Annotated in this window: 18 protein-coding genes; 4 read left to right on the forward strand and 14 right to left on the reverse strand. The window is 72.2% G+C overall.

From position 1 onward, the window contains the following. The first annotated feature begins 307 nt into the window (after window positions 1-307). A complete protein-coding gene (locus AC0Z9V_RS05240) occupies window positions 308-1,705 on the forward strand; it encodes a zinc-dependent metalloprotease (RefSeq protein ID WP_133081052.1) in 1,398 nt (465 codons plus the stop codon). 24 nt (window positions 1,706-1,729) lie between these two features. Here AC0Z9V_RS05240 and AC0Z9V_RS05245 read toward each other — a convergent pair whose 3' ends face one another. From AC0Z9V_RS05245 to nudC, 3 genes are read right to left on the reverse strand one after another with little or no spacing between them, the layout of a single operon-like run. Then, complete coding sequence (locus AC0Z9V_RS05245; RefSeq protein ID WP_133080961.1) at window positions 1,730-2,302, reverse strand: YgjP-like metallopeptidase domain-containing protein; 573 nt, start codon at window positions 2,300-2,302, stop codon at window positions 1,730-1,732. Beyond that, entirely contained in the window at window positions 2,289-4,397 is a 2,109-nt protein-coding gene (locus tag AC0Z9V_RS05250) for an ATP-dependent DNA helicase UvrD2 (RefSeq protein WP_459267037.1), read from the reverse strand. The genes AC0Z9V_RS05245 and AC0Z9V_RS05250 overlap by 14 nt, the downstream gene beginning before the upstream one ends. Beyond that, window positions 4,397-5,353: an NAD(+) diphosphatase gene (nudC, locus tag AC0Z9V_RS05255; protein WP_485140928.1), complete on the reverse strand. Its 957-nt coding sequence runs from the start codon at window positions 5,351-5,353 to the stop codon at window positions 4,397-4,399. The genes AC0Z9V_RS05250 and nudC overlap by 1 nt, the downstream gene beginning before the upstream one ends. 164 nt (window positions 5,354-5,517) lie before the next feature. On the opposite strand from nudC, the gene AC0Z9V_RS05260 reads away from it, so the two are divergent. After that, window positions 5,518-7,056, forward strand: a complete 1,539-nt coding sequence (locus AC0Z9V_RS05260; RefSeq protein WP_485140929.1) for a phosphotransferase — start codon at window positions 5,518-5,520, stop codon at window positions 7,054-7,056. Window positions 7,057-7,188: 132 nt separating this feature from the next. Here the strand turns inward: AC0Z9V_RS05260 and AC0Z9V_RS05265 are convergent, their stop codons facing one another. From AC0Z9V_RS05265 to AC0Z9V_RS05275, 3 genes are read right to left on the reverse strand one after another with little or no spacing between them, the layout of a single operon-like run. Beyond that, window positions 7,189-10,614, reverse strand: a complete 3,426-nt coding sequence (locus AC0Z9V_RS05265; RefSeq protein ID WP_485140930.1) for an ATP-dependent helicase — start codon at window positions 10,612-10,614, stop codon at window positions 7,189-7,191. Then, entirely contained in the window at window positions 10,611-13,970 is a 3,360-nt protein-coding gene (locus AC0Z9V_RS05270; RefSeq protein ID WP_485140931.1) for an ATP-dependent helicase, read from the reverse strand. Before AC0Z9V_RS05270 ends, AC0Z9V_RS05265 begins: the two co-directional genes overlap by 4 nt. Window positions 13,971-14,027: 57 nt before the next feature. After that, window positions 14,028-14,480, reverse strand: a complete 453-nt coding sequence (locus AC0Z9V_RS05275) for an MGMT family protein (protein ID WP_485140932.1) — start codon at window positions 14,478-14,480, stop codon at window positions 14,028-14,030. A 74-nt stretch (window positions 14,481-14,554) separates the two neighbouring features. Here AC0Z9V_RS05275 and AC0Z9V_RS05280 point away from each other — a divergent pair, with 74 nt between their 5' ends. Next, entirely contained in the window at window positions 14,555-15,349 is a 795-nt protein-coding gene (locus AC0Z9V_RS05280) for a 3'-5' exonuclease (protein WP_459290473.1), read from the forward strand. Window positions 15,350-15,357: 8 nt separating this feature from the next. Here the strand turns inward: AC0Z9V_RS05280 and hemL are convergent, their stop codons facing one another. From hemL to hemE, 8 genes are all read right to left on the reverse strand, one after another. Beyond that, on the reverse strand, window positions 15,358-16,683 hold the full coding sequence (gene hemL / locus AC0Z9V_RS05285) for a glutamate-1-semialdehyde 2,1-aminomutase (RefSeq protein ID WP_133080967.1): 1,326 nt from the start codon (window positions 16,681-16,683) through the stop codon (window positions 15,358-15,360). Window positions 16,684-16,701: 18 nt separating this feature from the next. Then, the gene (gene hemB, locus AC0Z9V_RS05290) at window positions 16,702-17,688 is read right to left on the reverse strand and encodes a porphobilinogen synthase (protein ID WP_485140933.1); all 987 of its coding nucleotides are present in this window, start codon (window positions 17,686-17,688) and stop codon (window positions 16,702-16,704) included. Between the two features lie 13 nt (window positions 17,689-17,701). Then, window positions 17,702-18,559 (reverse strand): uroporphyrinogen-III synthase, encoded by an 858-nt coding sequence (locus AC0Z9V_RS05295; RefSeq protein WP_208741582.1) that lies wholly within the window; start codon window positions 18,557-18,559, stop codon window positions 17,702-17,704. A gap of 6 nt (window positions 18,560-18,565) precedes the next feature. Further along, entirely contained in the window at window positions 18,566-19,513 is a 948-nt protein-coding gene (gene hemC, locus AC0Z9V_RS05300) for a hydroxymethylbilane synthase (protein ID WP_133080970.1), read from the reverse strand. Next, window positions 19,510-20,667 (reverse strand): ferrochelatase, encoded by a 1,158-nt coding sequence (locus AC0Z9V_RS05305; RefSeq protein ID WP_208741747.1) that lies wholly within the window; start codon window positions 20,665-20,667, stop codon window positions 19,510-19,512. Before AC0Z9V_RS05305 ends, hemC begins: the two co-directional genes overlap by 4 nt. Window positions 20,668-20,714: 47 nt before the next feature. Then, window positions 20,715-21,431: a hydrogen peroxide-dependent heme synthase gene (hemQ, locus tag AC0Z9V_RS05310; protein ID WP_485140934.1), complete on the reverse strand. Its 717-nt coding sequence runs from the start codon at window positions 21,429-21,431 to the stop codon at window positions 20,715-20,717. 72 nt (window positions 21,432-21,503) lie between these two features. After that, entirely contained in the window at window positions 21,504-23,030 is a 1,527-nt protein-coding gene (hemG, locus tag AC0Z9V_RS05315) for a protoporphyrinogen oxidase (RefSeq protein ID WP_485140935.1), read from the reverse strand. Window positions 23,031-23,032: 2 nt separating this feature from the next. Then, window positions 23,033-24,094, reverse strand: coding sequence for a uroporphyrinogen decarboxylase (gene hemE / locus AC0Z9V_RS05320; RefSeq protein ID WP_485140936.1), 1,062 nt, complete (start codon window positions 24,092-24,094; stop codon window positions 23,033-23,035). A 182-nt stretch (window positions 24,095-24,276) separates the two neighbouring features. On the opposite strand from hemE, the gene AC0Z9V_RS05325 reads away from it, so the two are divergent. Then, on the forward strand, window positions 24,277-25,695 hold the full coding sequence (locus tag AC0Z9V_RS05325) for a glutamyl-tRNA reductase (RefSeq protein WP_485140937.1): 1,419 nt from the start codon (window positions 24,277-24,279) through the stop codon (window positions 25,693-25,695). The last annotated feature ends 18 nt before the right edge of the window (window positions 25,696-25,713 follow it).

The following is a 25,713-nucleotide window of genomic DNA, read 5'->3' on the forward strand; positions in this document are numbered from 1 at the left end:
CACACCTAGAGTAGACGTTCCCGCCGACACGCTCCCTGGGCGTTCCCTGCACGTCGACCGCGCGTCGCCGCGTCCGCGTACGCTCCCAGGGCCGCTCGCCCCTGCTGCTTTGCCCTCAGCGAACGGTGCACGGCGCAAGGGACACCGGCAGGGCACGGCCGGTAGCGTGTCTTCCACAACCGGCAGGAGTGGCACCGCCCTCCCGCCCGGACCCGCCAAGCTACTCCCAGGACCGGTGGTATCAGTGACCAACCCATCCAACCCCTCGAACGGCGACGACGACACGCCCCAGGACCCGCTGTCCGAGATGCTGTCGAAGATGTTCGGAGGCGGGGCCGGCGGCATCGATCCCCAGGAGATCGCGAAGGCCGCGGGGCTGCCCTCCGATCCGGCGGCGATGGCCATGATGATGCAGCAGGTCCAGGCCATGTTCTCCACGACGAGCGACGGGCCGGTCAACTGGCAGATGGCCCACGAACAGGCGCGTCGCGTCGCCGCGGCCGACAACGACCCCTCGGTCACCGCGCTCCAGCGACGGAGTGTGGACGAGGCCCTGAAGCTCGCGGAACTGTGGCTCGACCCGGTGACCGATTTCCCGAGCACCGGTCAGCTCGGTCGTGCCTGGTCCCGCGCGGAGTGGGTCGAGGCCACCATGGCCACCTGGCGCCGCCTCACGGAGCCGGTCGCGACGAGCATCGCCAAGGCACTGTCCGACGTCATCTCCGAGCAGCTCCCGGACGAGATGAAGTCGATGATGGGCATGATGGGCGGCCCCGCCTCCATGCTGCAGAACGTCGGCGGTGCGATGTTCGGCATGCAGCTCGGACAGGCGGTCGGCGCCCTGTCCAAGGACGTCGTCGGATCGACGGACATCGGAGTTCCGCTCGCCGAAGGGCGCATGGCCCTGCTGCCCGCGAACGTGGCGGCGTTCGGCGAGGGCCTCGACATCCCCGAGCAGGAGGTGCAGCTCTTCCTCGCGGTCCGCGAGGCTGCCCACGTCCGCCTCTTCACGCACAGCCCCTGGCTCACGGGGCACCTCCTCGGCAGCATCGAGCGCTACGCCCGGGGCATCCACATCGACATGGGGAAGATCGAGGAAGCCGCCAGGGACATCGATCCGACCAATCCGGAGAGCCTTCAGGGCGCCCTCTCGCAGGGTGTCTTCATGCCCGAACGGACGCCCGAACAGGACACCGCGCTCATCCGCCTCGAGACGACCCTGGCCCTCGTCGAGGGCTGGGTCGACGAGACGACCGCAGCTGCCGCCGCCAATCTCCCCTCCGCCGGTGCGCTGCGCGAGATGCTGCGCCGCCGCCGGGCGACCGGCGGACCGGCCGAGCACGCGTTCGCATCGCTCGTCGGCCTCGAGCTGAGGCCGCGGAGGCTGCGCGACGCCGCAGCCCTCTGGTCGCACCTGACCGAGGAGCGCGGCATCGACGGGCGCGACGCCCTCTGGCAGCACCCCGATCTGCTGCCCACGGCCGAGGACCTCGACGACCCGGCGGGATTCTCCGGGCGCCGCAAGCTCATCGAGTCCTCCGACGCCGATGTCGATGCCGCCCTGCAGCGTCTGCTGGCGGGCGGGTTCGAGCCGCAGGACGACGCCTCCGACGGGGACTCCGGGGAAGCAGCACCCGGGACCGCGGATGACGAGGACGGAAGCGGCACGGACGGATCGGCGGCGGACGGCGACGGACCGCGCTGAGCGCGCGGACTGCACTGCCACCGGCTAGAAGGCGTCCTGCCCGGTCGGAGGAAGACCGCGCTGTGCGGCGAAGGCGGCCCCGTCGAGGAACGCCTTCGCCGTCTCGGTGCGTGGATAGCTGGTGAGCAGCTCCCAGAACACGGCATTGTGCGAGGGCTCGACGAGGTGCGCCATCTCGTGGAGGATGACGTAGTCGACGACCCAGTCGGGCATGCCCTGCAGCTTGTGCGACAGGCGGATGGACCGGTGCGCGGGGGTGGCGGACGCCCAGCGGGAATTCTGGTTGGTCACCCAGCCGATCGTCGCCGGTACTCCCCTGCCACCGAGGTATTGCGCCGCGAGGTGCCTGGCCCTCCGGAGCAGCGCAGTCGGGTCGTCCTCGAGGGCGGGGGCCGCGAGGTACTTCGCCGACATCCGCTCGACCATCCGTTCGACCCAGTGGTGCTCCTGGCTCGCCGAGAAGTGTCCCGGGATGGAGACGCGGATCACCCCGTCCCTGATATCGGCACTGACGGTGCGCTTCCGGCGTGCGGATCGCCGCACCTCGACCGGCAGACGCGACCCGTCCGGCCGCCCCGGGGCGTCAGGCGTTGTCACTGATGATCTCGAGGACGGCCTCGCCGTACCGCTCGAGCTTTGCCGAGCCGACACCGGCCAGCCCCCCGAGTTCGTCGAGGGTCTCCGGCCGGGCCTCGGCGATGGCGACGAGGGTCGCGTCCGTGAAGACGACGAAGGCGGGCACGTCCTTGTCGCGGGCCTCCACGAGCCGCCATGCGCGCAGCGCTTCGAAGGTCTGTTCCTCGTAGGTGGCCGGGCAGTCGTTGCAGCGTCCCATCTTCCGCTCCGAGCCGGTGAGGAGCGGCCGCTTGCACACGCGGCAGACGGCCGGCCCGGCGGCCTTGCGGGTGGCCTTCGCCCGCGGCTGCCGGAAGGATGCCTGTCCCGTGCCGGCCGGACGCAGCGCATCGAGGAACCGTGAGGGCTTCCTGCTGGCGCGACCGCCCGGGGAGCGTGACGTGGACCAGGACATCGAGAGGTGGATACGCGCGCGGGTGATCCCCACGTACAGCAGCCGGCGCTCCTCGTCGATGGCCTCCTGCGTGTCGGCGAACGAGATGGGCATGAGTCCCTCGCTCAGCCCGACGAGGAAGACGGCGTCCCACTCCAGCCCCTTCGCGGAGTGCAGCGACGCCAGGGTGACGCCCTGCACCGTCGGGGCATGCTGGGCCGCTGCCCTCTCCTCGAGCTCGGCGACGAACATCTGCAGGGTGAACGCCTCCGGTCCCCGCACGCGGTTGAGCTCGTCGGCCAGGCCCACCAGGGCAGCCAGCGACTCCCACTTCTCCCGTACCGCCCCCGAGTTCTGGGGTGCCACGGACGTGTAGCCGAGCGAGGCGAGGACGTCCCGTACCTGCTGGGGGACGTCGTCGTCGCCCTGCGTGCGTGCCGCGGCGCGCAACTGGAGGAGCGCGTCGCGGACCTCGCGGCGCTGGAAGAACCTCTCGCCGCCGCGCAGCTGGTACCCGATGCCGGCACTCGCCAGTGCCTGCTCGTACGCCTCCGACTGCCCGTTCGTCCGATAGAGGATGGCGATCTCGCTCGCCTTCACGCCCTGGTCGAGCAGCACGCCGATGCGCCGCGCGCACTCGGCCGCTTCGGCCTCGTCGTCGCTGCACTCGGTGAAGACCGGCTCCGGCCCCGGCTGTCGCTGGGCGACCAGCTCGAGCGGAGCGGACCAGGTGGTGCCGGTCGCGCGGCGGTCCACCTCGCCGCTCCGTGCGGCCAGCAGGGTGTTCGCCGCGCGGACCACCTGGGGTGTGGACCTGTAGTCGCGGACCAGCCTGACCACCTGCGCACCCTCGTAGCGTTTGGTGAAGTCGAGCAGGTGGCGCGATGTCGCACCCGTGAACGAGTAGATGGTCTGGCTGGCGTCACCGACGACACACAGCTCGCGCCGTTCCCCGAGCCACAGGTCCAGCATGCGCTGCTGCAGCGGGGAGACGTCCTGGTACTCGTCGACCACGAAGTGGCGGTACTGGGCCCGCACGGTGGCGGCGACCTTCTCGTCCTCCTCGAGGATCGCGACGGTCGTCAGCAGGACGTCCTCGAAGTCGATCAGGTTCCGGTCGATCTTCAGGTCCTCGTACGCCGAGAAGATCCGCGACACCGTGGTGAGGTCCATCCCCGCCGGCTCCGCCCGGCCCGCTGCGGCCGCTGCGTAGGCATCCGGGGTCAGCATCGAGACCTTGGCCCATTCGATCTCCGCCGCCACGTCACGGATCGCGGCGCGGTCCGTCGACAGGCGGAGCCGCCGCGCCGACTCCGCGATCAGCTGCGCCTTGTGGTCGACCAGGGCGGGCAGGGGTCCGCCGACGGCCTGAGGCCAGAAGTACTGCAACTGGCGGAGGGCTGCGGCATGGAACGTGCGGGCCTGGACGCCACCCGCGCCGAGGTCCCGGAGCCGCGTGCGCATCTCCGCCGCGGCACGCGCTGTGAAGGTCACCGCGAGCACCTGCTGCGGCTTGTAGACACCGGTGTGCACACCGTAGGCGATCCTGTGGGTGATGGCCCGCGTCTTTCCCGTACCGGCCCCGGCCAGGACGCACAGAGGACCGGAGAGGGAGCTGGCCACCATGCGCTGTTCGTCGTCGAGCCCCTCGAGGATGCTCTCCTCGAGCAATAGTCCGGACACTAGGGACGCGCCTCCGACGGCTCCTCGTCGAGCGGTCCGCCGTACCAGCGTTCGATCAGGGCGCGGGCGATCGAGATGCCACCCGCGACCGCGATCGTGCCGTCGCGCACCTCGGCGAACAGCTCCTCGCGCGTGAACCACCGCACGGACCGCATCTCCGCCCGGTCCGGTACGGCGTCGGTCGTGACGGCGCGCGCCGTGAAACCGAGCATCAGGGACGCGGGGAAGGGCCAGGGCTGCGATCCGAGGTACTGCGGGGCCTCGACCTCGATGCCGGACTCCTCGCCGACCTCGCGGATCACCGCGGCCTCAAGCGACTCGCCGGGTTCCACGAATCCTGCGAGGGTCGAGTAGCGGTCCTCCGGCCACGCGACGGCGGATCCGAGCAGCAGGCGGTCGTCGTCGTCGATCACGGACACGATGATCGCGGCGTCGGTCCGGGGGTAGTGCTCGGAGTCGTCCGTGGGGCACCGGCGCACCCAGCCCCCGGCGCGCACCTCGGTCGGCGTGCCGCACCGCGGGCAATGCGTGTGGGTCGCATGCCAGTTCGCGATGGCGGCCGCCTCGACGAACAGGCCGGCATCGCGGGCATCGAGGGACGCGGCGATGTCCCGCAGACCGAGCCACTGCTCGGGCGGCGCCAGGGAGTTGTCCTCCTCGGCAAGGACCGCGAGGACCACGCTGCGCCCGGCATCCGGGGCGCCCTCGTTGATGCGCCCCAGGTAGACGAGCAGGTCGGGCCGCTCCACCTGTGCGGGCGCGACCAGCCGGAGCGCGCTCCCCTGCACCGGCGCCTTCCCCCGGACGAGGGCGAGCACCCTCGTCCCCGGCGAGGCCCACAGGGTGTCGAGAAGGTTCTCGGACGTCCTCGAGTCGCCGTCGCGGTCCGCATCGGCCCGCGAGAGCGGCAGCGATCCGAGGGGTGGCAGCACGAGTGTCCGGAGGGGATCGATCATGCTTCTACGGTACGTTCTCACTCTCCCAAAACACATTCTGCGCAGTGGGGGGTGGAGGAGTAGTGCGAGCGCGAAGACGAGTGGTGCATCTGACGACTCGCCGCGCCGGAACGGCTCCGGCTGCCGCGGGACGCCCTACGGTGGAGGGTGTGAAACGGACACCCATGGAACTTGCTGCCATCGCCAGCGCCGCGGTACCTGGCCTGGCTCCGACAGGGGTCGCCGGTGCTCCCGATGATGCTGCCGATTTCGACTCGGCGCTACTGGTCGACGACGCCGGGAAGCAGTGGCGGGTGCGTTCGCCGAAACATGCCGAAGCGAGCATGCGGCTCGAGACCGAACTGCAGGCGCTCCGCGCCTTCACCCCGGCCGTCAAGGCCGAACTCCCCTTCCTCATCCCGCACATGGCCGGCAGTGTCCGCCAGGGCGAGCTCAGCACCTTCGTGTACTCCCACCTCGCCGGAACCACCAGGACGCTGGAGGCACTCACCGCCGGTGGGACCACGATGGCACAGGAGGTGGGCCGGGCCATCGCCGCGATCCATGCCCTGCCGAAGGACATGGTGCAGCGCGCGGACCTGCCCAGCTACGAGGCCGACGAGAACCGCCAGCGCAAGCTGAACGAGCTCGATCAGGCCGCGACCACGGGCAAGATCCCGTCGATCCTGCTGCGCCGGTGGGAGCACGCACTGGAGGACGTCGCCCTGTGGCGATTCAGCCCGACGGTGGTGCACGGAGACCTGCACGAGGACCACCTCCTCGTCGCCGCCGGCCGCGTGTCGGCGGTCACGGGCTGGACGGACCTGTGCATCGGCGATCCCGCGGAGGACTTCGCCTGGCTGGCGGCCGCCGAGGACGCCCCCTTCGTCGACGCCGTCCATGCGGCCTATGCGCAGGCCAGGGCGACCGCCGTCGACCCCCACCTGTGGCGGCGGGCGGCGCTCGCCGCCGAGTTCGCACTCGCGCAGTGGCTCGTACGCGGCGTCGCCCTCGAGGATGCCGCGATGGTCCACGAGGCGGAGGAGATGCTGGCCACCCTCGAGGCGGACGTCGAGTCCATCGAGCGTGAGCAGCACGAAGCTGCCGAGCGGGCCCGGCACGCCCACGAGGTGCGCCTCGAATGGGGCAACGAGCACGGCACCGACGCGTACGACGACCAGCACGGGCACCGGGAGGATCGGGACGCCGTCCCCGGAGCCGAGGAGGTGGCCGGTGGCCACCGGGACGGCGTCGGGACCGGCGCCGGTGATCCCGTCCGCGAACCCCGCGACGGGGCGGTGCACGACGGCCCCGCCCAGGACCCGCGGTCGGGCTCCGGCACCGGCCACGCCCCACAGGACCGGACCGGCAGCCACGCCTACGACCCGCACGCATCCGCGGCGGACCGCGCATCCGACCCCACCCGGATGCAGGCGTCGATCCCCTCCGGGCACCGCGACGGCTCCTCCGGTGACTCGTCCGGAGACCCGTCCGGAGACCCCTCGGGCGACCACTCAGGGGACCGGTCCGGGCACCGACCCGGCGAGGCGGATCCGGCTACGCCGTCCGGAGCGTCACCGGCCTACCTGCGCCTGACGGCCGGGCGGCAGCGGTCCGTCGGTACGTCGACGAAGGTCACCCTGCTCCGGAGCAGCGGACCGGTGGCCGGCTCCCCGGACGACGTGGCGACCTCGGCACTGCCGATCGTGTCCTTCGGCAGCTGACGCCAGGGCCTCGCCCTCGTCAGGGCGTCCCGCGGTGCAGCGCCCGCGAGGTGGCCGGTAGCACGGCCGGTCAGCCCTTCCATCCACCTCCGGGCCTCGGACGGACGGCGCGGCCCCTCCCCGGCCTGAGGGTCAGGAGCCCGCCGCCGTGTCCGCCGCTGCGATGATGGCTTCGAGCTCCGCTGCGTCCGCGAGGTCGTGCGGGCGCACGACGAGGTTGTCGGCGACGTAGAAGAAGGCCGCCCGGACCGTGTCGAGCGGCACCTCCTTCAGCCTCGACCAGGCCAGGCGGTACACGGCCAACTGCACGGCCTTGGCAGCGCGGCGGTCCGGGGAGGGCGGGCGGCCGGTCTTCCAGTCGATCAGGTCCCATCCGCCGTCGGAATCGCGGAAGACGGCATCAATCCGGCCGCGCACCACGATGCTGCCGATCTTCGTCTCGATGGGGGCCTCGATGGCGGCGGGTTCACGGAGGGCCCACTCGGACCTCTCGAAGATGGCGGCCATGTCCTTCAGGCCGAGTGTCTCGTCCACATAGGCGTCCGCCCCGCCCGGGTACTCCCCGAGGTCGAGCATGCCGCCGGACCCGTAGAACTCCTCGATCCAGGCATGGAACGCCGTCCCCTTGCGGGCCGCCGTACCGGGCCGGCGCGGGAGCGGGCGCCGCAGCTGCTGCATGACCGCCTCGGGATCTTCCCGGAGCTCCACGAGGGTGGATGCGGAGATGTGGGACGGCAGCGTGAGCGGCAACCGTTCGCGTTCGCGGGCCTGCCGCGCCAGTGCGAGGCGGACCTCCCGACCCCACCGCCCCCCATCGACGTCGACCTCCAGCGTGGGGGCTGCGGCCTGCTCCAGGACGGCCTGTGCGGCGCGTTCCATCGAGCCCCGCCGGGGCCCGAGCGGGTCGAAGGGCCAGCTCGCCCGTTCCGGCCGGGCATTGGCCGGGTTCGTGTCGCCCTGGTGCTCCTCCTGCAGCCAGTGCGGCAGGGTGTAACCCGCGGCACCGGCCTCCGCGAGGGTCACCAGATCGTTCAGGTAGGCCGAGGGAGCCGAGGGTTTGGACCGTCCGCCGCCCCAGGCCGAGGATGTGCAGACCAGGGCGTGCTTGGCCCGCGTGAACGCCACGTAGGCGAGCCGGCGTTCCTCCCGTTCCGCATGCGCCCTGGCTTCCTCCGTGAAGTCCTTCTCGCTGGCGAGCCACTCCTTCTGGTCCTGCTGCTCCCAGTCCCAGTGCGGCAGCTCGGCAGCGTCGCCGCGCAGCGGCCACGGGATCGAGGAGTCCCCGCTGCTCCAGCGCGAGTCCTTCCCGCTCGGGAAGGAACCCTCGTTGAGTCCCGGCACGAACACGACGTCCCACTCCAGCCCTTTCGAGGCATGGACCGTCAGCAGCTGCACCGCGTCCCTGCTCGCCTCGAGCTGCGCTACGGGCAGCCCGTCCTCCTCCTGGTCCGCCGCTTCGAGCCATGCGAGGAATGCCGGGAGGTCGACCCGCTCGGCGGTGGAGACGAATCCGGCGACGGCCTCCGTGAAAGCATCGAGGTTACGGCGTGCCTCGTGGATGCTCACCCCCGGCTTGGCGGCCACCTCGATGTCCAGGAGGATGGTGCGCTCCACCTCACCGATCATGCTGCCGAGGTCGTCACCCACGAAGCTGCGGAGGGCGCGCAGTTCTCGCCGGAGGGCATCGAGCCGCCGTCGCGCGGGATCACTCAGCGTCCGGCCGGAGGAGGACACCCACCCGGCCGGCGGGAGGTGGTCGACGGCCTCCACCAGGCTGCCGGCCTCGGCCAGGTCCGGTGCGACGACGGCGTCCCGGCTCTGGTCGTCGTCGAGTTCCTCCCCTGCGGCGTCGCCGCGCCTGAACATCGCTTCGCGGGTACGGGCGAGCTGCCTCGACCAGTCGCCCAGTGCCATGAGGTCTGCCGGTCCCAGCCGCCATCGTGCTCCCGCCAGGAGCCGCAGCATCGAGTCCGAGCGGTCGGGGTCGCCCAGCACCCTGAGGGTGGCCAGCAGGTCGACGATCTCGGGGGTCCGCAGCAGGCCGCCGAGGCCCACCACCTGGACCGGGACGCCCGCACGCTCCAGTTCCCGACGAATCGGCTCGAACTGTTTGCGTCCCCTGCACAGCACGGCCATCGTCGGGCGGAGGGGGTTCCCGGCGTCGTCGGTCTCGAAGCTCCGGCGGCGCTGGCGCAGGACCTCCTGCGTCACCGCCTCCGCCTCGCTCAGGGTGGACGGGGCCGCCGGGCCGGCAGGCGATCCCGCCTCCTCGGCGGCGTCGGCGCCCCCGACGGGGGCATCGGTGAGGAAACGCCCCAACGTCACCTCACCCAGGGGCGCCCCGGGGCGCGCGACGAGTCCGGGGACCTGCTGGACCGTGGTGTTGCGGAGCCATGGTGCGGGCACGTTCAGGGGCGCCGACACCGTGTTCGCCGCCTCGAGGATCGAGGTCGAGTTACGCCACGCGACCGACAGGTGGGCCACCTCCGACGGTGCCCGCCCTTCCCCGGTCACCCGCGGAAACGCAGTACGGAAGGTGGCCAGCTGTCCCGCCGACGCTCCCCTGAAGCCGTAGATCGACTGGTGGGGATCGCCCACGGCGGTGACGGAACGACCGTCCGCGAAGAGCCTCGAGAACAGCACCATCTGGGCGTGGGAGGTGTCCTGGAACTCGTCGAGCAGTACCACCCTGTACTTCTCGCGCTCCATCCTCCCGGCCTCCGGTATGTCCCGGGCGATCCGCGCTGCAAGGGAGACCAGGTCGCCGAAGTCGAGCTGGCGGCGCGCGAGCTTGGCGGCGGCGTAGCGCTCCGCGAGTTCCGTCACGGTGACGCGGGTGCGCAGCTTGTCGAGCAGCTCCTGCACCTTCTGCGTGGCGGCCCTGGTGGACCCTGCGACGTAAGGCTGGGCGACGACGTGATCGATGTGGCGACGGAGCTCGTCCCGGACGGTCCCGGGCGTGACGAGGTGCTCCGCGCACTCGCCGGCCATGTCGAGCACCGCCTTCACGAGCGTGCTCTTGGCGGCCGTGAAGTGTTCCCACTCGCCGTCGTACGCCTCCACGACGGAGTGGGCGAGCTGCCAGGACTGGGCCGTGCCGAGCATGACCGAATCCCGCTCGACCCCGATGCGCAGGCCGTAGTCCTGGACGATGCCGTTCGCGAAGGAGTGGTAGGTGGAGATGGCGGGATCGAGCCGGTCGAGCGCATCCCCGCCTGCGGTGTCGCGATCGTCGTGGGCGAGTGCCGTATAAAGTTGCGCGAGCCGCTGCCGGACGCGGGACGCGAGCTCACCCGCCGCCTTGCGGGTGAAGGTGACACCGAGGATCTGCTCGGGCCGCACGAGGTTGTTGGCGACGAGCCAGACGACCCTGTCCGCCATCGTCTTGGTCTTGCCCGAACCGGCTCCGGCGATGACGAGGAGTGGCTCCAGCGGAGCCTCGATGACGCGGGCCTGGTCCTCCGTCGGGTACTGGACCGGGGCATCCGGGTCGGCATGGAGCAGTTCGGCCAGCCGCCGGGCCGAATAGGTCGGGGTCGCACGCGGCTCGGCCGTCACTGCGTCACCTGCTTTCCCTCTTCACACAGCGGACAGATCTCCGGCAGGCGACAGCCGCTCCCGCCGAAGCCCGAGCGGCGTGGGTCGTGGATGGTGTCGAAGGTCGCCGCCGCCATGAGGACGGCGGCGTCCTCGATCATGGTCCGCGCCCACGCGTCCTCGGGACCCACGGGTGGCTGTTCCTGGACGGAGATCCCCTTCGCCTTGGTCCCCAGCTGCACGAGGGACGCACCACCCGGCTCCCGGGACCCGGGACCGGCCGTCGCACCGCCATCGGCCGGCCCGTTGCCAGCGTCCCCGTCCGGGGTGTCGAGCAGGGCGCCCGAGGCGACGGCGGTCTGGTAGGCCGCGAGCTGCGGATGACGGGCGATGTCCGCGCCGACGGGTGCGCTCTTCCCCGTCTTCAGGTCGACGACCACGAACCTGCCGTCGGCGTCGAGTTCCAACCGGTCGATCTGGCCGCGCAGGCGGGCGATCCTGTCCGCACCCCCGATCCTCATGTCGAGGTCCACGGAGAAGTCGACCTCGGTCGCCTGCAGCGACCTGCCCGCCTGCCGCATCCACAGCACGTACGCCGCCAGCTTCCGCACCATGCCCTCGGCCCGCCGGAAGTCGGACTGGCCCTCCCACGAATCCTTCATGCCGAGCTGCGGCCAGCGCCGTTCGAGTTCCCGGACGTACTCGGTACCGCTCGCCTCCGGCATGTCCTGCGCGATCTGGTGCACGAGCGTCCCGAGGGACCGTGCGAAGTCCGTGGTCCGCTCCCCTCCGGCCGCGGACACGAACCAGCTCAGGGGTGAGGTGAGGACCGATTCGACCTTCGAGGGCGACACGGGGATGGGCTGGTCCTCTGGGACGACCGGCTCCTCGCTGCTCAGGTCCAGGACGCCCCACCACTGGGCCGGGTGCGCACCCGGTACCGGCGGCTCGAGGACCGCCATCCGGCCGAGATGCCGGACCGCCTCGCCGGACAGTGCGGCGCCGGCCTGCGGGTCCTGGGCGAACTTGCGCAGCTCGGCGACGAGGGCGCGCAGCGTGACCGGTCGCAGGACCTCGGTCCGTGCCCGCTCGGCGGTGCCGGGAGGAAGCGGATCCAGGACGTCGAGGAACTGGGACGGCTGCTCGTCCTGGGACGCGACCGCGCAGCACACCAGCTCCTGGGTGGCGCGGGACACGGCGAGGGAGAAGGTGCGCAACTCGTCGAAACGGATGTCCTGCAGCAGGGACACGGGGTCCCGGTTGCTCCGGAACGACTCGCCGTAGTCGAGCAGCGCGCGTAGCTCACCGGATCCGAGGAGCTCGCCGCGCAGCCTGAGGTTCGGCCAGACACCGTCCTGCACACCGGCGACGATCACGAGGGGCCAGTGACGACCGGCCGCACTCGCGGGCGTGAGCACCGACACCGAGGCCTGGCGGGTGGTGCGCTGCGCGAGGGTGTCCATGGGGATGTCCTGGCTGAGGATGTAGTCGAGGAACAGGCCCGGATCCGCACCCGGCATCTGTTCGACGAAGCGTTCCGCCGTGTGGAACAGGGCCATCATCGCGTCCAGGTCCCGATCGGCGCGGGTCGACGACGGGCCCTCCGACAGGGCCGCGCCCGACCACTGCTGCGCGAGGCCGGAGGCCGACCAGAGCGCCCACAGGACGGTCTCCGGATCGCTCCCGGGATCGGCGGCCGCCGCCCTCCCCGCGTCCAGCATCCGGTGCAGGCGCCGCACGGGGGCACCCTCGGAGGGCAGCGCGGCGATCTCCTCGGGCGAGGCGAACAGGGCTGTCAGGAGCTCGTCGCTCGTGCGGCCCCCGCCCTGCTGCAGTTCCGTACGCCGCAGGACCTGGCGGAGGCGTCGGAGGTCCAGGCTGCCCGCGCCGCCGATACGCGACGTGAGCAGCGAGATGCACAGCTCGGTGTCGAGCTCACCGCGTCCCACGACCACCGCGTACAGGTCCAGCAGCGGACGGACGGCGGGTTCCTCCCGGATGGCCGTCTCCGCCGCGGGCACGTTGACGGCGATGCCCTGCGCCGTCAGGAAGCGCTGCACCGCGGACACCTGTGCGCCGTTCCGGACGATGACGGCGATGTCGTCGAGGCTGCGTCCGCCGAACAGATGGGCCTCGAGCACCCGCTGCGTGACGAAGCGCTGCTCGTGGAAGGCGCTGTCGAGCACATGGGCGGACACCGTCGGGCCGGGCGCCCCGCGCCCCGCCGTCACGTCGTCGGGCGCGGCGTCCTGGCGTAGATGCTGCCGGGCGTCCGCGTCCGCGTCCGCGTCGGCGTCCTCCGGCCGGTGCGGCTGGGACCGGTAGGCGGTGCTCACGCCCGTGGTCGAGATGCGCGCGGCGACGTTGCTCCAGGCCTCGGCCAGCCGGCCGTGCAGCGTGAGCGACGCGGGCAGGGTCACCGTCGTCAGGCCGCCGCCCCGCCGGAAGAGGGTGGAGAGACGCCCGGTCAGTTCGGGACGGGCTCCGCGGAAGCCCTGTGCCACGGTGTCGGGGCAGGAGGTGACGACGACGTCCTTGCCCGCTCCGATGAGGCCCAGCAGTGCGTGGACGGCGGGATTCGCCTCCTGGTAGTCGTCGACGAGCACGAGCTGCAGGCGTCTGCGCTCCCTGTCGAGGAAGTCGCGGTCGGTCTCGAGGAGCTCCCGTGCCGCCGTGAGGATGCCCGCCGGGTCGAAGGCCTCGGGCATGCGGAGGTCGAGGACGTCGCGGTATTCGCGGTACAGCGCGGCCGCCGCCACCCAGTCCGGCCGGTCGAACCGCTCGCCCCAGGCCGCCAGGTCGTCGGCCTGCACGCCGTACTCGCTCACGCGGTCGAACAGGTCGCGGATCTCCTGCCGGAAGCCCCGCGTCGGCAGCGCGAGGGCCAGGCTCGCGGGCCAGGCGAGCTCGGGGGCTCCGTCGCGTCCGTGCCCCGAGAGGAGTTCCTTGATGATGAGGTCCTGCTCGGCCCCGGACAGGAGCCGGGGCGGCCTCGTGATGGCGGGGGTGCGGCCCTCGGCCCGGGCGCGGCGGATGAGATCGAAGGCGTAGGAGGCCCAGGTGCGGGCAGGGGCGGTGCTGATGCTGCGCTCGAGCTTGGCGGTGAGCTCGTCGCGGAGCCTCGTCGCGGCGGCACGCGTGGGGCCGAGGAGGAGGAGCCCCTCGGGATCCACGCGCCCCTCCCCGATCCGCAGGACCGCGAGGTCCGTGAGCAGCGAGGACTTCCCGCTCCCGGGGGCGCCGAGGACCAGGACCTGGCCGGAGACGTCCCGCAGCGACTCGATGACGGCGTCGTAGCCGTCCGCCGGGTCCGCTGCGGGCCCGGCGACGGTAGCGCCGGAGGACGCCGTCGGGGCGTCATGGAGCGTGCTGGTCATGGTCCTAGACCATCACATCCCACGGACAATCGAGGGCATGCGCGGGGGTGTCCTGCATTACTGCCCGGCGTGGCTCAGGGACGCACCGACAGCGGCCACCAGGGCCAGTTCCCCGCCGGACGGCGACCACCGCGCACGCCCCAGGTCGACGCGGTAGTCCCCCGGGTCCGACGGCACCGACGGCACCGACAGAGGGGTGCCCTCGGCGTCGTAGCGTGCACGGGCCTCCAGTTCCAGTCCGCGGGGCGGCAGCCCTCCGGCCCGGAGGACGCGCCACCACGGGACGGCGCGGGTGCTGCGCGACAACGCCCTCCCCACCTGGCGCGGCCCGCCCGCCTCCAACAGTTCGGCGACGTCGCCGTAGGTCAGGACCATGCCCTGCGGGATCAGCTCGGCGATGCGCAGGACCGCCTCCGCGTACACCGCCGGATCACCGTGCCGGCGGTGCACAGGACCGGGGACGACGGCGTCGCTGCGGGCAGGAGCGACGCCATGGACTCGTGGCTGCATCCGCCAACCCTAGCCCGGCCCGCGGAACGGGGCGCCGGGGCCGTTTGGTCGGACCCCGCCGGTACCGTGGGGCCATGACCAGCTGGCATGAGTGTCCGAGGGCCGCCTTCGACCTCGAGACGACGGGACGGGACCCGCTGACGGCCCGGGTCGTCACCGCGACCATCGTGCTCGTCGACGGCGCCGGGGAGGTGCTCGAGCACCACGAGTGGCTGGCGGATCCGGGCATCGAGATCCCGGACGACGCCGCTGCGATCCACGGGGTCACGACGGCCCACGCCCGGGCGAACGGCCTGCCCGCCGCCGAGGTGGTCCGCGGCATCGCCGCGGTCCTCGCCCGGCTCTTCACCGCCGGCGTGCCCGTCCTCGCCTTCAACGCGCGGTACGACTTCACGGTGCTCGCGCAGGAGGGCCGCCGCCACGCCGTGGCGGTCCCCCCTCCCATGCCGGTGATCGATCCGTTCATCCTGGACAAGCAGGCGGATCGTTACCGGCGCGGCAAACGGACGCTGACGGCGCTCTGCGAGCACTACGGCATCCGGTTCGAGAACGCCCACACCTCCGCGGCCGACGTCCTCGCGACGCTGCAGGTGGCGAGGGTCCTCGCCGAACGGTACGCCTTCCTGCGCCGGCCCGCCGTCGAGCTCCACACTGCGCTGATCGGCTGGGCCGAACGTCAGGCCGCCGGCTTCGAGGAGTACCTGCGCCGGACGGAACCGACCGCGGTGATCGAACGGGCCTGGCCGGTCGTCGAGCCCGACGTACCCGGCGTCGAGCCTGCCGGACACGCTGTCGGACCCGCCCTCGAGACTGTCCGGCCCACCGACGCCGCGACTCCGCCGCTGCATCCGGTGGCCACTCCCGCCTGACCGCCGGGCTAGTCGACCGGGACGGCCTCGGCTGCCGCCCGCGCCGCCGCGGGAAGCGCAGCGTGGATGCGCTCCATCGCCGCGTCGTCGTGCGCCGCGGAGAGGAACCAGGCCTCGTACACCGAGGGCGGCAGGTACACGCCCGAGTCGAGCATGGAGTGGAAGAACGGCCCGTAGCGGAACGCCTCCTGTCCCTGCGCGTCGGCGTAGTTCCACACGCCGTGCTCGGCGGTGCCGAACGCGACGCTGAAGAGGTTCCCCGCCCGCTGGATCGAGTGGTCGACGCCGGCCTTCGACAGTTCCGCCGACAGGGCGTCGCCCACCTCGAGCGAGCGGGCGTCGACGTGCCGGTAGACGTCCTGCGTGGCCGCCGTGAGGGTGGCGACGCCTGCCGCCATGGCGATCGGGTTGCCGGACAGGGTGCCGGCCTGGTAGACCGGGCCGATCGGAGCGAGGTAGTTCATCACGTCCGCGCGACCGCCGAGCGCCGCCGCGGGGATGCCGCCGCCGATCACCTTGCCGAAGGTCAGCAGGTCGGGCGTCCACGGGTGCTCCGCGTCGTCCGCCCCTCCGGTGAGCTTCCAGTAGCCACCGGCATGCGTGCGGAATCCGGTCATGACCTCGTCCACGATGAACAGGGCCCCGTGCTCGGAGGTGATGCGGCTGAGGAAGGCGTTGAAACCGGGAGCCGGGGTCACGACCCCCATGTTCGCGGGGGCCGCTTCCGTGATGACGGCGGCGATACGCTCGCCGTGCGTGCGGAATGCCTCCTCGACGGCCTCGACGTCGTTGTAGGGCAGGACGAGGGTCTCCGCCGTCGTGGCCTCCGTGACACCGGCCGAACCGGGCAGCGCGAGGGTCGCCACGCCGGAACCGGCGGACGCGAGGAGGCTGTCCACGTGCCCGTGGTAGCACCCGGCGAACTTCACGATCAGGTTGCGCGACGTGAAGCCGCGCGCCAGGCGTACCGCCGTCATGGTGGCCTCGGTACCGGTGGACACCATGCGCAGGAGTTCGACGGCGGGCACGCGTTCCTTCACCAGCTGGGCGAGGTCCGCCTCGGCGGGCGTCGAGGCACCGAAGGTGAGTCCGTGGTCGACGGCGCGATGGACGGCCGCGATGACGTCCGGGTGGGAATGCCCGAGCAGGGCCGGTCCCCACGAGCAGACGAGGTCCACGTACTCCGTGCCGTCGGCGTCGGTGACGTAGGCCCCGTGGGCGTCGACGAGGAAGCGCGGGGTACCGCCGACGGACCCGAAGGCCCGCACGGGCGAATTGACGCCGCCGGGCATGAGGGCGCGGGCGCGTTCGTACAGGTTCTCAGAAGTCGTCATGACGGTCCTTGGCTGGTTCTAGTGGTCGGTCTCGTCGAGCCAGAGCGCGAGCTCCGAGGCCCAGTAGGTGAGGATCATCTGTGCGCCGGCGCGCTTGATGCCAAGCACGGACTCCTCGATGGCGCGGCGGCGGTCGATCCAGCCGTTGGCGGCCGCGGCCTCGATCATCGCGTACTCCCCCGAGATCTGGTAGGCGGCGACGGGGACGGGCGACATCTCTGCGACGTCGGCCAGGATGTCCAGGTAGCTCATGGCCGGTTTGACCATCACCATGTCGGCGCCCTCCTCGAGGTCGAGCTCGACCTCGAGGATCGCTTCCCGGCGGTTCGCCGCGTCCATCTGGTAGGTCCGGCGGTCACCCGTGAGCTGGGAGTCGACGGCCTCGCGGAACGGTCCGTAGAACGCGGAGGCGTACTTCGCCGCGTAGGCGAGCACCGCGGTGTCCTGGTGCCCGGCCTCGTCGAGCGCCTGGCGGATGACGGCCACCTGGCCGTCCATCATGCCCGACGGGCCGAGGACATGCGCACCGGCCCTCGCCTGCTCCACGGCCATCTGCGCATAGAGTCCGAGCGTCGCGTCGTTGTCCACGGAGCCGTCGGCCGCGAGGACGCCGCAGTGCCCGTGATCCGTGAACTCGTCGAGGCACACGTCACTCATCACGACGAGGGCGTCGCCCACCTCGGAGCGGACATCCGCGATCGCGCGGTTCAGGACGCCGTCCGGGTCGATGCCCGCGCTGCCCGTCGCATCACGTTGCGCGGGGATGCCGAAGAGCATGATGCCGCCGACGCCGCGCTCCACGGCTTCCGACGCCGCGCGCCTGAGGGAGTCCGTGGTGTGCTGCACCACGCCGGGCATGGACAGGATGGGAACAGGCTCGTCGAGTCCTTCCCGGATGAAGGCGGGCAGGATCAGCTCGGACGGATGGACACGGTACTCGGCGACCATGCGTCGCATGGCCGGCGTCGAGCGCAGCCTCCGCGGGCGGTGCTGGGGGAAACTCATGGCTGATCTCCGTTCAGTGGTGCGGGTGCAGGTAGGTGGGTTCGGCCCGGGAGAAGGCCTCCCGGACGGCCCGGGCGATCCCCTGCGGTGTGGGTTCCGCCGCCGTCGCTCCCGGCTCCCAGCCCTGCGCGCGCAGGGCTGCGGCCGTCGTGCGCCCGATGGCGACCGGGAAGAAGGCGAGTGGCCCGCTCCCCAGCTTTTCATGGAACTGCCGGACCGTGCTCGGCGCCGTGAAGACGACGGCGGGGTGGACAGCATCGGCGGCCAGCGCGGCGAGATCCCGACGGGACAGCAGGGGCGGCTGCACTCCCGGCTCCTGGATCGCCGGGACCCGCCGCGCCGCGTCGGCGGGGTAGGGCACGGTGCGGTAGGCCTCCACACGACGGACTGCCCAGCCGCGTCCGGCGAGGCCGGCCTGCAGGTCCCCCGGGGCGAGGTCCCCCTGCGGCACGAGCACCGCGCCGGTACCGTGCGGGAACTCCCCCAGCAGGCCGGCCGACGACGCGTCCCGCGGCACCAGGTGGACCTCGATGTCGTAGTCCGCCAGCAGGCGCGCGGTGGTCGAGCCGACGGCGGCGACCCTCGTACCGCCCGCGCGGACCAGCTCCGGGAGGGACGTGGGCCCGGACGCCGCGACGAGCTCGAGCGCCCGGACGGCGTTCCCGCTGGTCACGACCAGCCACTCGTACGCCCCCCTGCCGAGCGCACCCAGTTCCGCGGCGACGGCAGCGACGTCCGCGGGCAGTTCGGTGTCGGTCAGTGGCAGGGCGAACACACGCAGGCCCGCCGCGCGGAGCGCATCGGCGATCCGGGCGGACCGCTCGGGGTGCCGGAGGATGATCACCGACGGGAGCGCCCGATCGTGGGTCATGCGGGCCTAGCTGTTCAGCGGCGCGATGTCGGCTGCGCCGGCGGCCAGCAGCTCCTCTGCGAGTTCGAGCCCGAGCCGCGCGGCGGCCACGGCGTCCGTCGCGGGTGCCGAGCGCGTGAGCCGGAGAATCGACCGGCCGTCGAGGCTGCACACCACGGCCTCCAGCGCGAGCTCGTCGCCGCGGAGGTGTGCGAGGGCGCCGATCGGTGCCGCGCAGCCTGCCTCGAGCTGCAGCAGGACCGCGCGCTCCGCGGTCACCGCGAGCCGGGTCGGCAGGTGGTCGTAGTCCGCGAGGGCTCCGCGCAGCTCGGGTGTCGGCTCCGACTCGCGGCACTCGACCGCGAGGGCGCCCTGGCCGGGCGCGGGCAGCATGACGTCGGTGTCGATCAGCTCCGTGATGGCGTCCTGGCGTCCCAGCCTCCGCAGTCCTGCCGCGGCGAGGACGACGGCGTCGAGGTCACCGGGCGCACCGATCACGAGTCCGGCGACGCGTCCGAGGCGCGTGTCGACGTTCCCGCGGATGTCGACGACCTCGAGCCCCGGCCGCGCCGACCGCAGCTGCGCGGCGCGCCGCGGGGAACCGGTGCCCACGCGTGCGCCGTCGGGAAGCGTGGCGAGCGTCAGTCCGTCCCGTGCGCACAGGGCGTCACGGACGTCCTCACGCTCGGGCACCGAGGCCACGGTGAGCCCTGGAGCCGGGAGCGTGGGCAGGTCCTTGAGCGAGTGCACGGCGATGTCGCACCGCTCCTCGAGCAGTGCGTCCCGGAGGGCGGCGACGAAGACGCCGGTGCCGCCGATCTGCGAGAGCGACCCCTTGGAGACGTCCCCTTCCGTGCGGACGCGGACGAGGTCGTAGGGCAGCCCTGCGAGGTCCGAGACCCGCTCCGCGACCGTCGTCGTCTGCGTCATCGCGAGGGCGCTGCCCCGCGTCCCGACCCGGATGTGCCCGGTCATTCGGTACCGGGGTTGGGCAGCGGCGTCCCCACGGTGGAGTCGACCGCCGCGATGGTCGGCTTCTCGCCGCGGCGGTTGGCACAGCAGTTCGGTCGGCAGACGTCGTACCAGGGGCCGAGGGCGGTCGCCGACGGGCGGTCGGCGATGTTGTTGTCGATGGTCCGCTCGAGGATCAGGTCGACCAGGCCCTCGACGAACTTCCGGTGCGTGCCCGGGGTGGGCACGCGATCGGCGACGATCCCGAGTTCACCGCAGGTCTCCATCGCCTCGGTGTCGAGGTCCCATGCCACCTCCATGTGGTCGGAGACGAATCCGAGCGGGACGATGACGGCCCCGCGCGTCCCGTTCTCGTAGCGGTCCCGGAGGGCGTCGCTGATGTCCGGCTCGAGCCACGGGATGTGCGGTGCACCCGAGCGGGACTGGTAGACCAGCGACCATTCGACCCCCTCGGACTCCGGGATCCTGTCCAGCACGGCCTGGGCGGTCGCGAGGTGCTGCGCCACGTAGGCGCCTTCCTCGTGGGCCGGGCCGCCCTCCCCGTTGCGGGGTCCTGCCGCCTCGGCGTCGCCCATGGGGATCGAGTGGGTGGAGAACATGATGTGCACGGGCGCGTCCGGCGTGCCCTGTTCGGCGAGTCCTGCACGGACCGTGGCGAGCCCGGCCGCCACGCCCTCGACGAAGGGCTCCACGAACCCGGGGTGGTCGAAGTACTGCCGGACCTTGTCCACCTCCAGCCGTCCCTCGAGGCCGGTCTTCACGAGGGCCATCCCGAGGTCCTCACGGTACTGGCGGCAGCTCGAGTAGCAGGAGTAGGCGCTCGTGGTGACGGCGAGCACCTTGCGGTGGCCGGCGTCGTAGGCCTCCTGCAGCGTGTCCGCGATGAAGGGCTCCCAGTTGCGGTTGCCCCAGTAGACGGGCAGGTCGATCCCGCGCCGGCGCAGTTCCGCCTCCATGGCGGCGCGGAGCGCGCGGTTCTGGCTGTTGATGGGGCTGACCCCGCCGAAGGCGCGGTAGTGGTGCGAGACCTCCTCGAGGCGCTCGTCCGGGATGCCGCGGCCGCGCGTGACGTTCCGCAGGAAGGGGATGACGTCGTCCTGCCCCTCGGGACCGCCGAAGGAGGCGAGCACGACGGCGTCGTACGCCTTGGGGGCCATGCGCCCGTCCGCGTCGACCCCGTCGAGTGGGTTGAAAGCCTGTGTCGTCACTTGAGCACCTCTGCTATCTCGTCGTGGTGGATCCGCCGGCCCGTGTAGAAGGGCACTTCCTCGCGGACATGGCGGCGTGCTTCCGTCTCCCGGAGGTACCGCATGAGGTCCACGAGGTCCACGAGGTCGGGAGCCTCGAGTGCCAGGATCCATTCGTAGTCGTTGAGGGCGAAGGATGAGACCGTGTTGGAGATCACCTGGGGGTACTTGCGGCCCTTCATGCCGTGGTCCGTCAGCATCTCGCGGCGCTCCTCGGTGGGGAGGATGTACCACTCGTAGGACCGGACGAACGGGTACACGCAGACCCATTCGGCCGGCGCCACCCCGCGGGAGAAGGCCGGACTGTGGGACTTCGAGAACTCGGCGTCGCGGTGGACCCCCATCGCCGACCACACCATGGAGGTCCCGGCGAACGTCCCGGTGCGGCGGAGCCTGCGGATCGCGGCCTGCAGTGCCTCGGGGCGGGGGCCGTGCAGCCAGACCAGGATGTCGGCGTCGGCGCGCATGGCCGAGACGTCGTAGAAACCGCGGAGCACCACGCCGTTTTCCTCGAAGGAGGCGAGGACCTCCTCGAGCGGGGTGCCGGAGTCCGTCGTCGCAGTTCCCCGCCGGAAGACGGTCCAGAGTGTGTAGAACAGCTCACCGGGGGCGTCGGCGCCCTCTCCGGTCTGCTGTGGAGCGTGGGCGGGCCTGCTACCGGTTAGCTCAGTCATGGTACTAGTTTGCCCCCTGTCCGGAGACGATCCGAAATCCTCTTCTTCTACACGCGGTAGAAGCGAGGAATGTCACATCGGGGCGTCGGGAGCGGCCGCATCGAGGGCGTCGGCGAGCACGCCGGCGCGCACCCTGGCATCGTCGATCACGGCGACGAGGCCCGTCCCGGCGAGCCAGCCGCCCGTGACGGCGAGGGACTCCGACTGGTCGGCGACGAGCGCACGGATGCGTGCCACGCGCTCCCGGTGACCCACGGAGGCGTGGGGCAGGGCACCGGCCCAGCGCACCACGTCCCAGTCGAGCACATCCGCCTCCTGCATCGGGACGCCGAGCAGGGACGAGGCGTCGGCGAGCGCGTGGCGGTAGAGGGCATCGTCCGGCGTGGCCAGTCCGACATCAGCCGGGGTGTCCCCCACGCGTCCGTAGGACAGCCGGAGCACGTGCGAGCCGGGTCCGGCCTGGTCGCGCAGCCACGCCCACTTGGCGGTCGCGTGCGTCAGCGCCTTGGCGGCGACTCCCTCCACGCCGCGGGCCACCAGCACACCGGTGCCGCGCGGGCGGGCGTCGAGTTCGGGGACGTCGACGATCAGCGTGACCAGGGCGACGCCCGGCACCGGGTCCGGCCGCTCGCCGGCCACCGCCGGGATGGCCGGACCGAGGAGGTCGACGGCGGCACGGCCCTCGGTCGCGACGAGGACGCCGTCGGCCGGGATCCGTCGCGCAAGGATCGAGTGTTCCGTCGTCACGGTCCACGCCGCACCCGAGCGGGTGATCGCCGTGACCTGCTCGCCGGTGCGCAGGTCGGCGCCGGCAGCGACGAGTTCCGCCACGAGGGCGTCGCGGAGCTGTGCGATGCCTCCGGCGAGACCGCCGACCGCGGCACCGGCCGGCGCCGCCTGCCGCAGGGCTCCGGCCGCCGCTCCCAGGGAGCCGAGGCGACCCATGGTGGCGCGCAGCCCGGGTGCCACGGAGTCGACGTCGAGGTCGTCGGGGTCCGCCGAGAACACGCCGCCGGCGACGGGCGCCACGAGGCGGGTGAGGACCTCATCCCCCATCCGGGTGCGCACGAGCTCACCGAGGCTGACCCTGGTGCGGGTCGCGAGCGGGCCCACCGGCAGCACCCTGTCGAGGGCTGCCCGGAGGGCGCCGGCCCGGCCGATCACCGCGGTGACGGAGGGATCCGACGGATCCGCGGGAATGCCGAGCACCCCGGAGCTGGGGAGCGGCTGCGCCGAGGCCGCGAGGTCCTTGCCGGGGAGCTGCACCCAGGCACCGGTCGCGTCGGGGGCCACGATGCGGTCGCCCAGCCCGAGTTCCTCGGCGAGCGAGGGCACGGTGGCGGAGCGGGTGGAGAAGGATTCGGCACCGCTGTCCAGTTGGAGACCGCCGAGCACGCGTCCGTCCACGGTCCCTCCGAAACGGCCGGACCGCTCGAGCAGGGTCACGTGGAAGCCCCGCTGCAGGAGCATACGGGCGCCCACGAGGCCGGCCATGCCCCCGCCGATCACGACGACGGTGCGGCGCCGCGGGACCCGCTCCTGCGCCATCGGGTCCCCGTGCGGCCCGGCAGCCCCGTCGCGGTCCCCGCGCTTCGTCATGCCTACGGCTCCACGGAGTGGACGAGCTCGACGACGCGCGTCAGGACGTCCGGGTCCGTCTCCGGCGGGACCCCGTGCCCGAGATTCACCACGTGGCCCGGAGCCGACGAACCGGCCTCGAGCACGTCGCGGACGTGCTGCTCCAGGACGGGCCAGGGTGCGGGGAGCAGGGCCGGGTCGATGTTGCCCTGGAGGGGGACGGTCCCGCCGAGCCGACGGCCGGCCTCGTCGAGGGGCAGGCGGTAGTCGACACCGATGACGTCCACTCCCACCTCGTGCATGGCGACGAGCAGCTCCGAGGTCCCGGTGCCGAAGTGGATCAGGGGTGCCCCCAGGCCGCGGACGTGGTCCAGGGCGCGGCGCGACGCCGGTGCGACGGAACGACGGTAGTCGGCGAGCCCCAGCGAGCCCGCCCACGAGTCGAACAGCTGCGCTGCGCTCGCACCGGCCTCCAGCTGGGCGCGGAGGAACATGCCCGAGGCATCCGCGGCCCACTCCGTCAGCGCTCGCCACGTGTCCGGGTCGGAGTGCATCATGGTGCGCGGACCGAGGTGGTCGCGTGACGGCCGGCCCTCCACCATGTAGGCGGCCAGGGTGAAGGGGGCACCCGCGAATCCGATGAGCGGTGTGGAGCCGAGCTGGGCGACGGTGAGGGCGACGGCCTGCCGGATGGGCTCGAGCGCCTCCTCGGTCAGCCGGGGCAGAGCCGCCACGTCGGCTGCGGACCGGATGGGCTTGCCGAGGACGGGACCGACACCGGGGACGATGTCCACGTCGACCCCGGCCAGCTTGAGCGGGATCACGATGTCCGAGAAGAAGATGCCGGCGTCGACGTCGTGCCGGCGGACGGGCTGGAGGGTGATCTCGGACGCCATCTCCGGGTCCAGACAGGACTCGAGCATGTTCGTGCCCTCCCGCAGCGCACGGTACTCGGGCAGGGACCGTCCCGCCTGGCGCATGAACCACACGGGCCGGCGGTGCGGAGTCAGCCCGCGATACGCGGAGATGAGGGCCGAGCCGGACGTGCGTCCGTCGACCAGCGGGTGCGATGCTCCAAGGTCCATACCGCAGATTCTGCCGAAGATCCCGGCCGATGGTTAACCGGGCCGCCGGGCGCCGGGCCGGGCGTGGGCAACATCACCTGCTCGTGGAGAGACACGATCCCGCAGGATTCCGCGGTTTGCAAGCGCCGGTAAGGATCACCTATTCAGGGAACGGGGGTCGTTCTCGGTATGATTGAGGGGCTGTGGTACTTCTTTCACTTGTAGCGACACACTCGAACGTCGACCTGGAAACCGTTGCCCGACTGAGCGTCGGGGCGCCCCAGGTCCCCTCTGTCGCGCTCGCCGACGACAGGTCGGTGTCGGGCGCCGTGGTCCTCGCCACCTGCAACCGGTTCGAGATCTACGCGGAGGCCCCGTCGGAGGACGACGTGGAGGCCGCACGGTCCGCGATCGTCTCCACCATCAGCGAGTACTCCGGGATTCCCGAGAAGTCGGTGTCCGCCTCCTTCGAGACGCACACGGGCCAGGACGTCGCAGAACACCTGTTCGCCGTCGGCGCCGGGTTGGACTCCGCCGTGATCGGGGAACGCGAGATCGCCGGACAGGTCCGGCGCGCACTCACCGAGGCCCAGGGCTCGGGAGCGGCCAGCGGCGGACTGGTACGCCTCTTCCAGGCGGCGTCGAAGACCGCGAAGGAGGTCGGGGCACAGACCGCGCTCGGCAGCCGCGGGCGTTCGATCGTCTCCGTCGCCCTCGAACTGGCGGGCGACATCTCCGACGACGCCGACTGGTCCGGCAAGGCCGTGGTGCTGTTCGGCACCGGCGCCTACGCGGGGGCCACGATGGCCGCGCTCAAGGATCGGGGCTGCACCGACATCTCCGTCTTCTCGTCCTCGGGACGCGCGGACGCGTTCGTGGCCACACGCGGCGGGACGGCCGTCGCGGCCGCGGACCTGCCGGGTGCCATGCGCCGGGCGGACGTGGTCATCGGGTGCAGCGGCAGTGACGCACGCATCGACGCCGCCGACATCGAACGGGTCCGCGAGGGCAGCAACCGCCCGCTCGTGGTCATCGACCTGGCGCTGAGCCACGACTTCGATCCCGCCGTCGGCACCCTCGACGACGTCGAGCTCATCACCCTCGAGTCCGTGCGCGCAGCTGCACCGGAGGAGCAGGCCGACGCCCTCGCGCAGGCCGGCGACCTCGTGCGCGAGGCCGCGCGGTCCTTCGAGGAGCAGCAGAACACCCGGGCGATGAACGCCGCGATCGTCGCGCTGCGGCAGCACACCCAGGCCGTGCTCGACTCCGAGATGGAACGCGTGAGGGCGCAGCACGGCTGCACCGCGGCTGCCGAGGAGGTCGAGTTCGCCCTGCGGCGCATGGTCCGCCAGCTCCTGCACGTACCGACCGTCCGTGCCCGCGAACTCGCCGCCGAGGGACGCCAGGACGACTACACCGCCGCGCTGGAGGCCCTGTACGGGATCGACGTCGCGCCCGCCGCCCCGAAGGCGCCCGCCGCCCCGAAGGCGCCCGCCGCCCCGGCGACCGCCGAGGGAGCCACCGCGTCCGCCGCCGTGGTCCCGGCCGCCCGGCTGCACCACACGCATGCCGACGGTGCCGTGTGCCCGGTGGACCACGAGCGGCCCGCCCGCAGCGCCTAGTCCCCTGCCGCTGTCGGC

It is taken from the genome of Arthrobacter sp. UYP4 (assembly GCF_057291175.1).

Bases quoted from the DNA above. Each gene is read 5' to 3' on its own strand.
- AC0Z9V_RS05240 (WP_133081052.1), top strand. From the start codon at position 308: ATGCTGTCGAAGATGTTCGGAGGCGGGGCCGGCGGCATCGATCCCCAG.
- nudC (WP_485140928.1), bottom strand. From the start codon at position 5,353: ATGATCGATCCCCTCCGGACACTCGTGCTGCCACCCCTCGGATCGCTG.
- AC0Z9V_RS05260 (WP_485140929.1), top strand. From the start codon at position 5,518: ATGGAACTTGCTGCCATCGCCAGCGCCGCGGTACCTGGCCTGGCTCCG.
- AC0Z9V_RS05270 (WP_485140931.1), bottom strand. From the start codon at position 13,970: ATGACCAGCACGCTCCATGACGCCCCGACGGCGTCCTCCGGCGCTACC.
- AC0Z9V_RS05275 (WP_485140932.1), bottom strand. From the start codon at position 14,480: ATGCAGCCACGAGTCCATGGCGTCGCTCCTGCCCGCAGCGACGCCGTC.
- AC0Z9V_RS05280 (WP_459290473.1), top strand. From the start codon at position 14,555: ATGACCAGCTGGCATGAGTGTCCGAGGGCCGCCTTCGACCTCGAGACG.
- hemL (WP_133080967.1), bottom strand. From the start codon at position 16,683: ATGACGACTTCTGAGAACCTGTACGAACGCGCCCGCGCCCTCATGCCC.
- hemB (WP_485140933.1), bottom strand. From the start codon at position 17,688: ATGAGTTTCCCCCAGCACCGCCCGCGGAGGCTGCGCTCGACGCCGGCC.
- AC0Z9V_RS05295 (WP_208741582.1), bottom strand. From the start codon at position 18,559: ATGACCCACGATCGGGCGCTCCCGTCGGTGATCATCCTCCGGCACCCC.
- hemC (WP_133080970.1), bottom strand. From the start codon at position 19,513: ATGACCGGGCACATCCGGGTCGGGACGCGGGGCAGCGCCCTCGCGATG.
- AC0Z9V_RS05305 (WP_208741747.1), bottom strand. From the start codon at position 20,667: ATGGCCCCCAAGGCGTACGACGCCGTCGTGCTCGCCTCCTTCGGCGGT.
- hemQ (WP_485140934.1), bottom strand. From the start codon at position 21,431: ATGACTGAGCTAACCGGTAGCAGGCCCGCCCACGCTCCACAGCAGACC.
- hemG (WP_485140935.1), bottom strand. From the start codon at position 23,030: ATGACGAAGCGCGGGGACCGCGACGGGGCTGCCGGGCCGCACGGGGAC.
- hemE (WP_485140936.1), bottom strand. From the start codon at position 24,094: ATGGACCTTGGAGCATCGCACCCGCTGGTCGACGGACGCACGTCCGGC.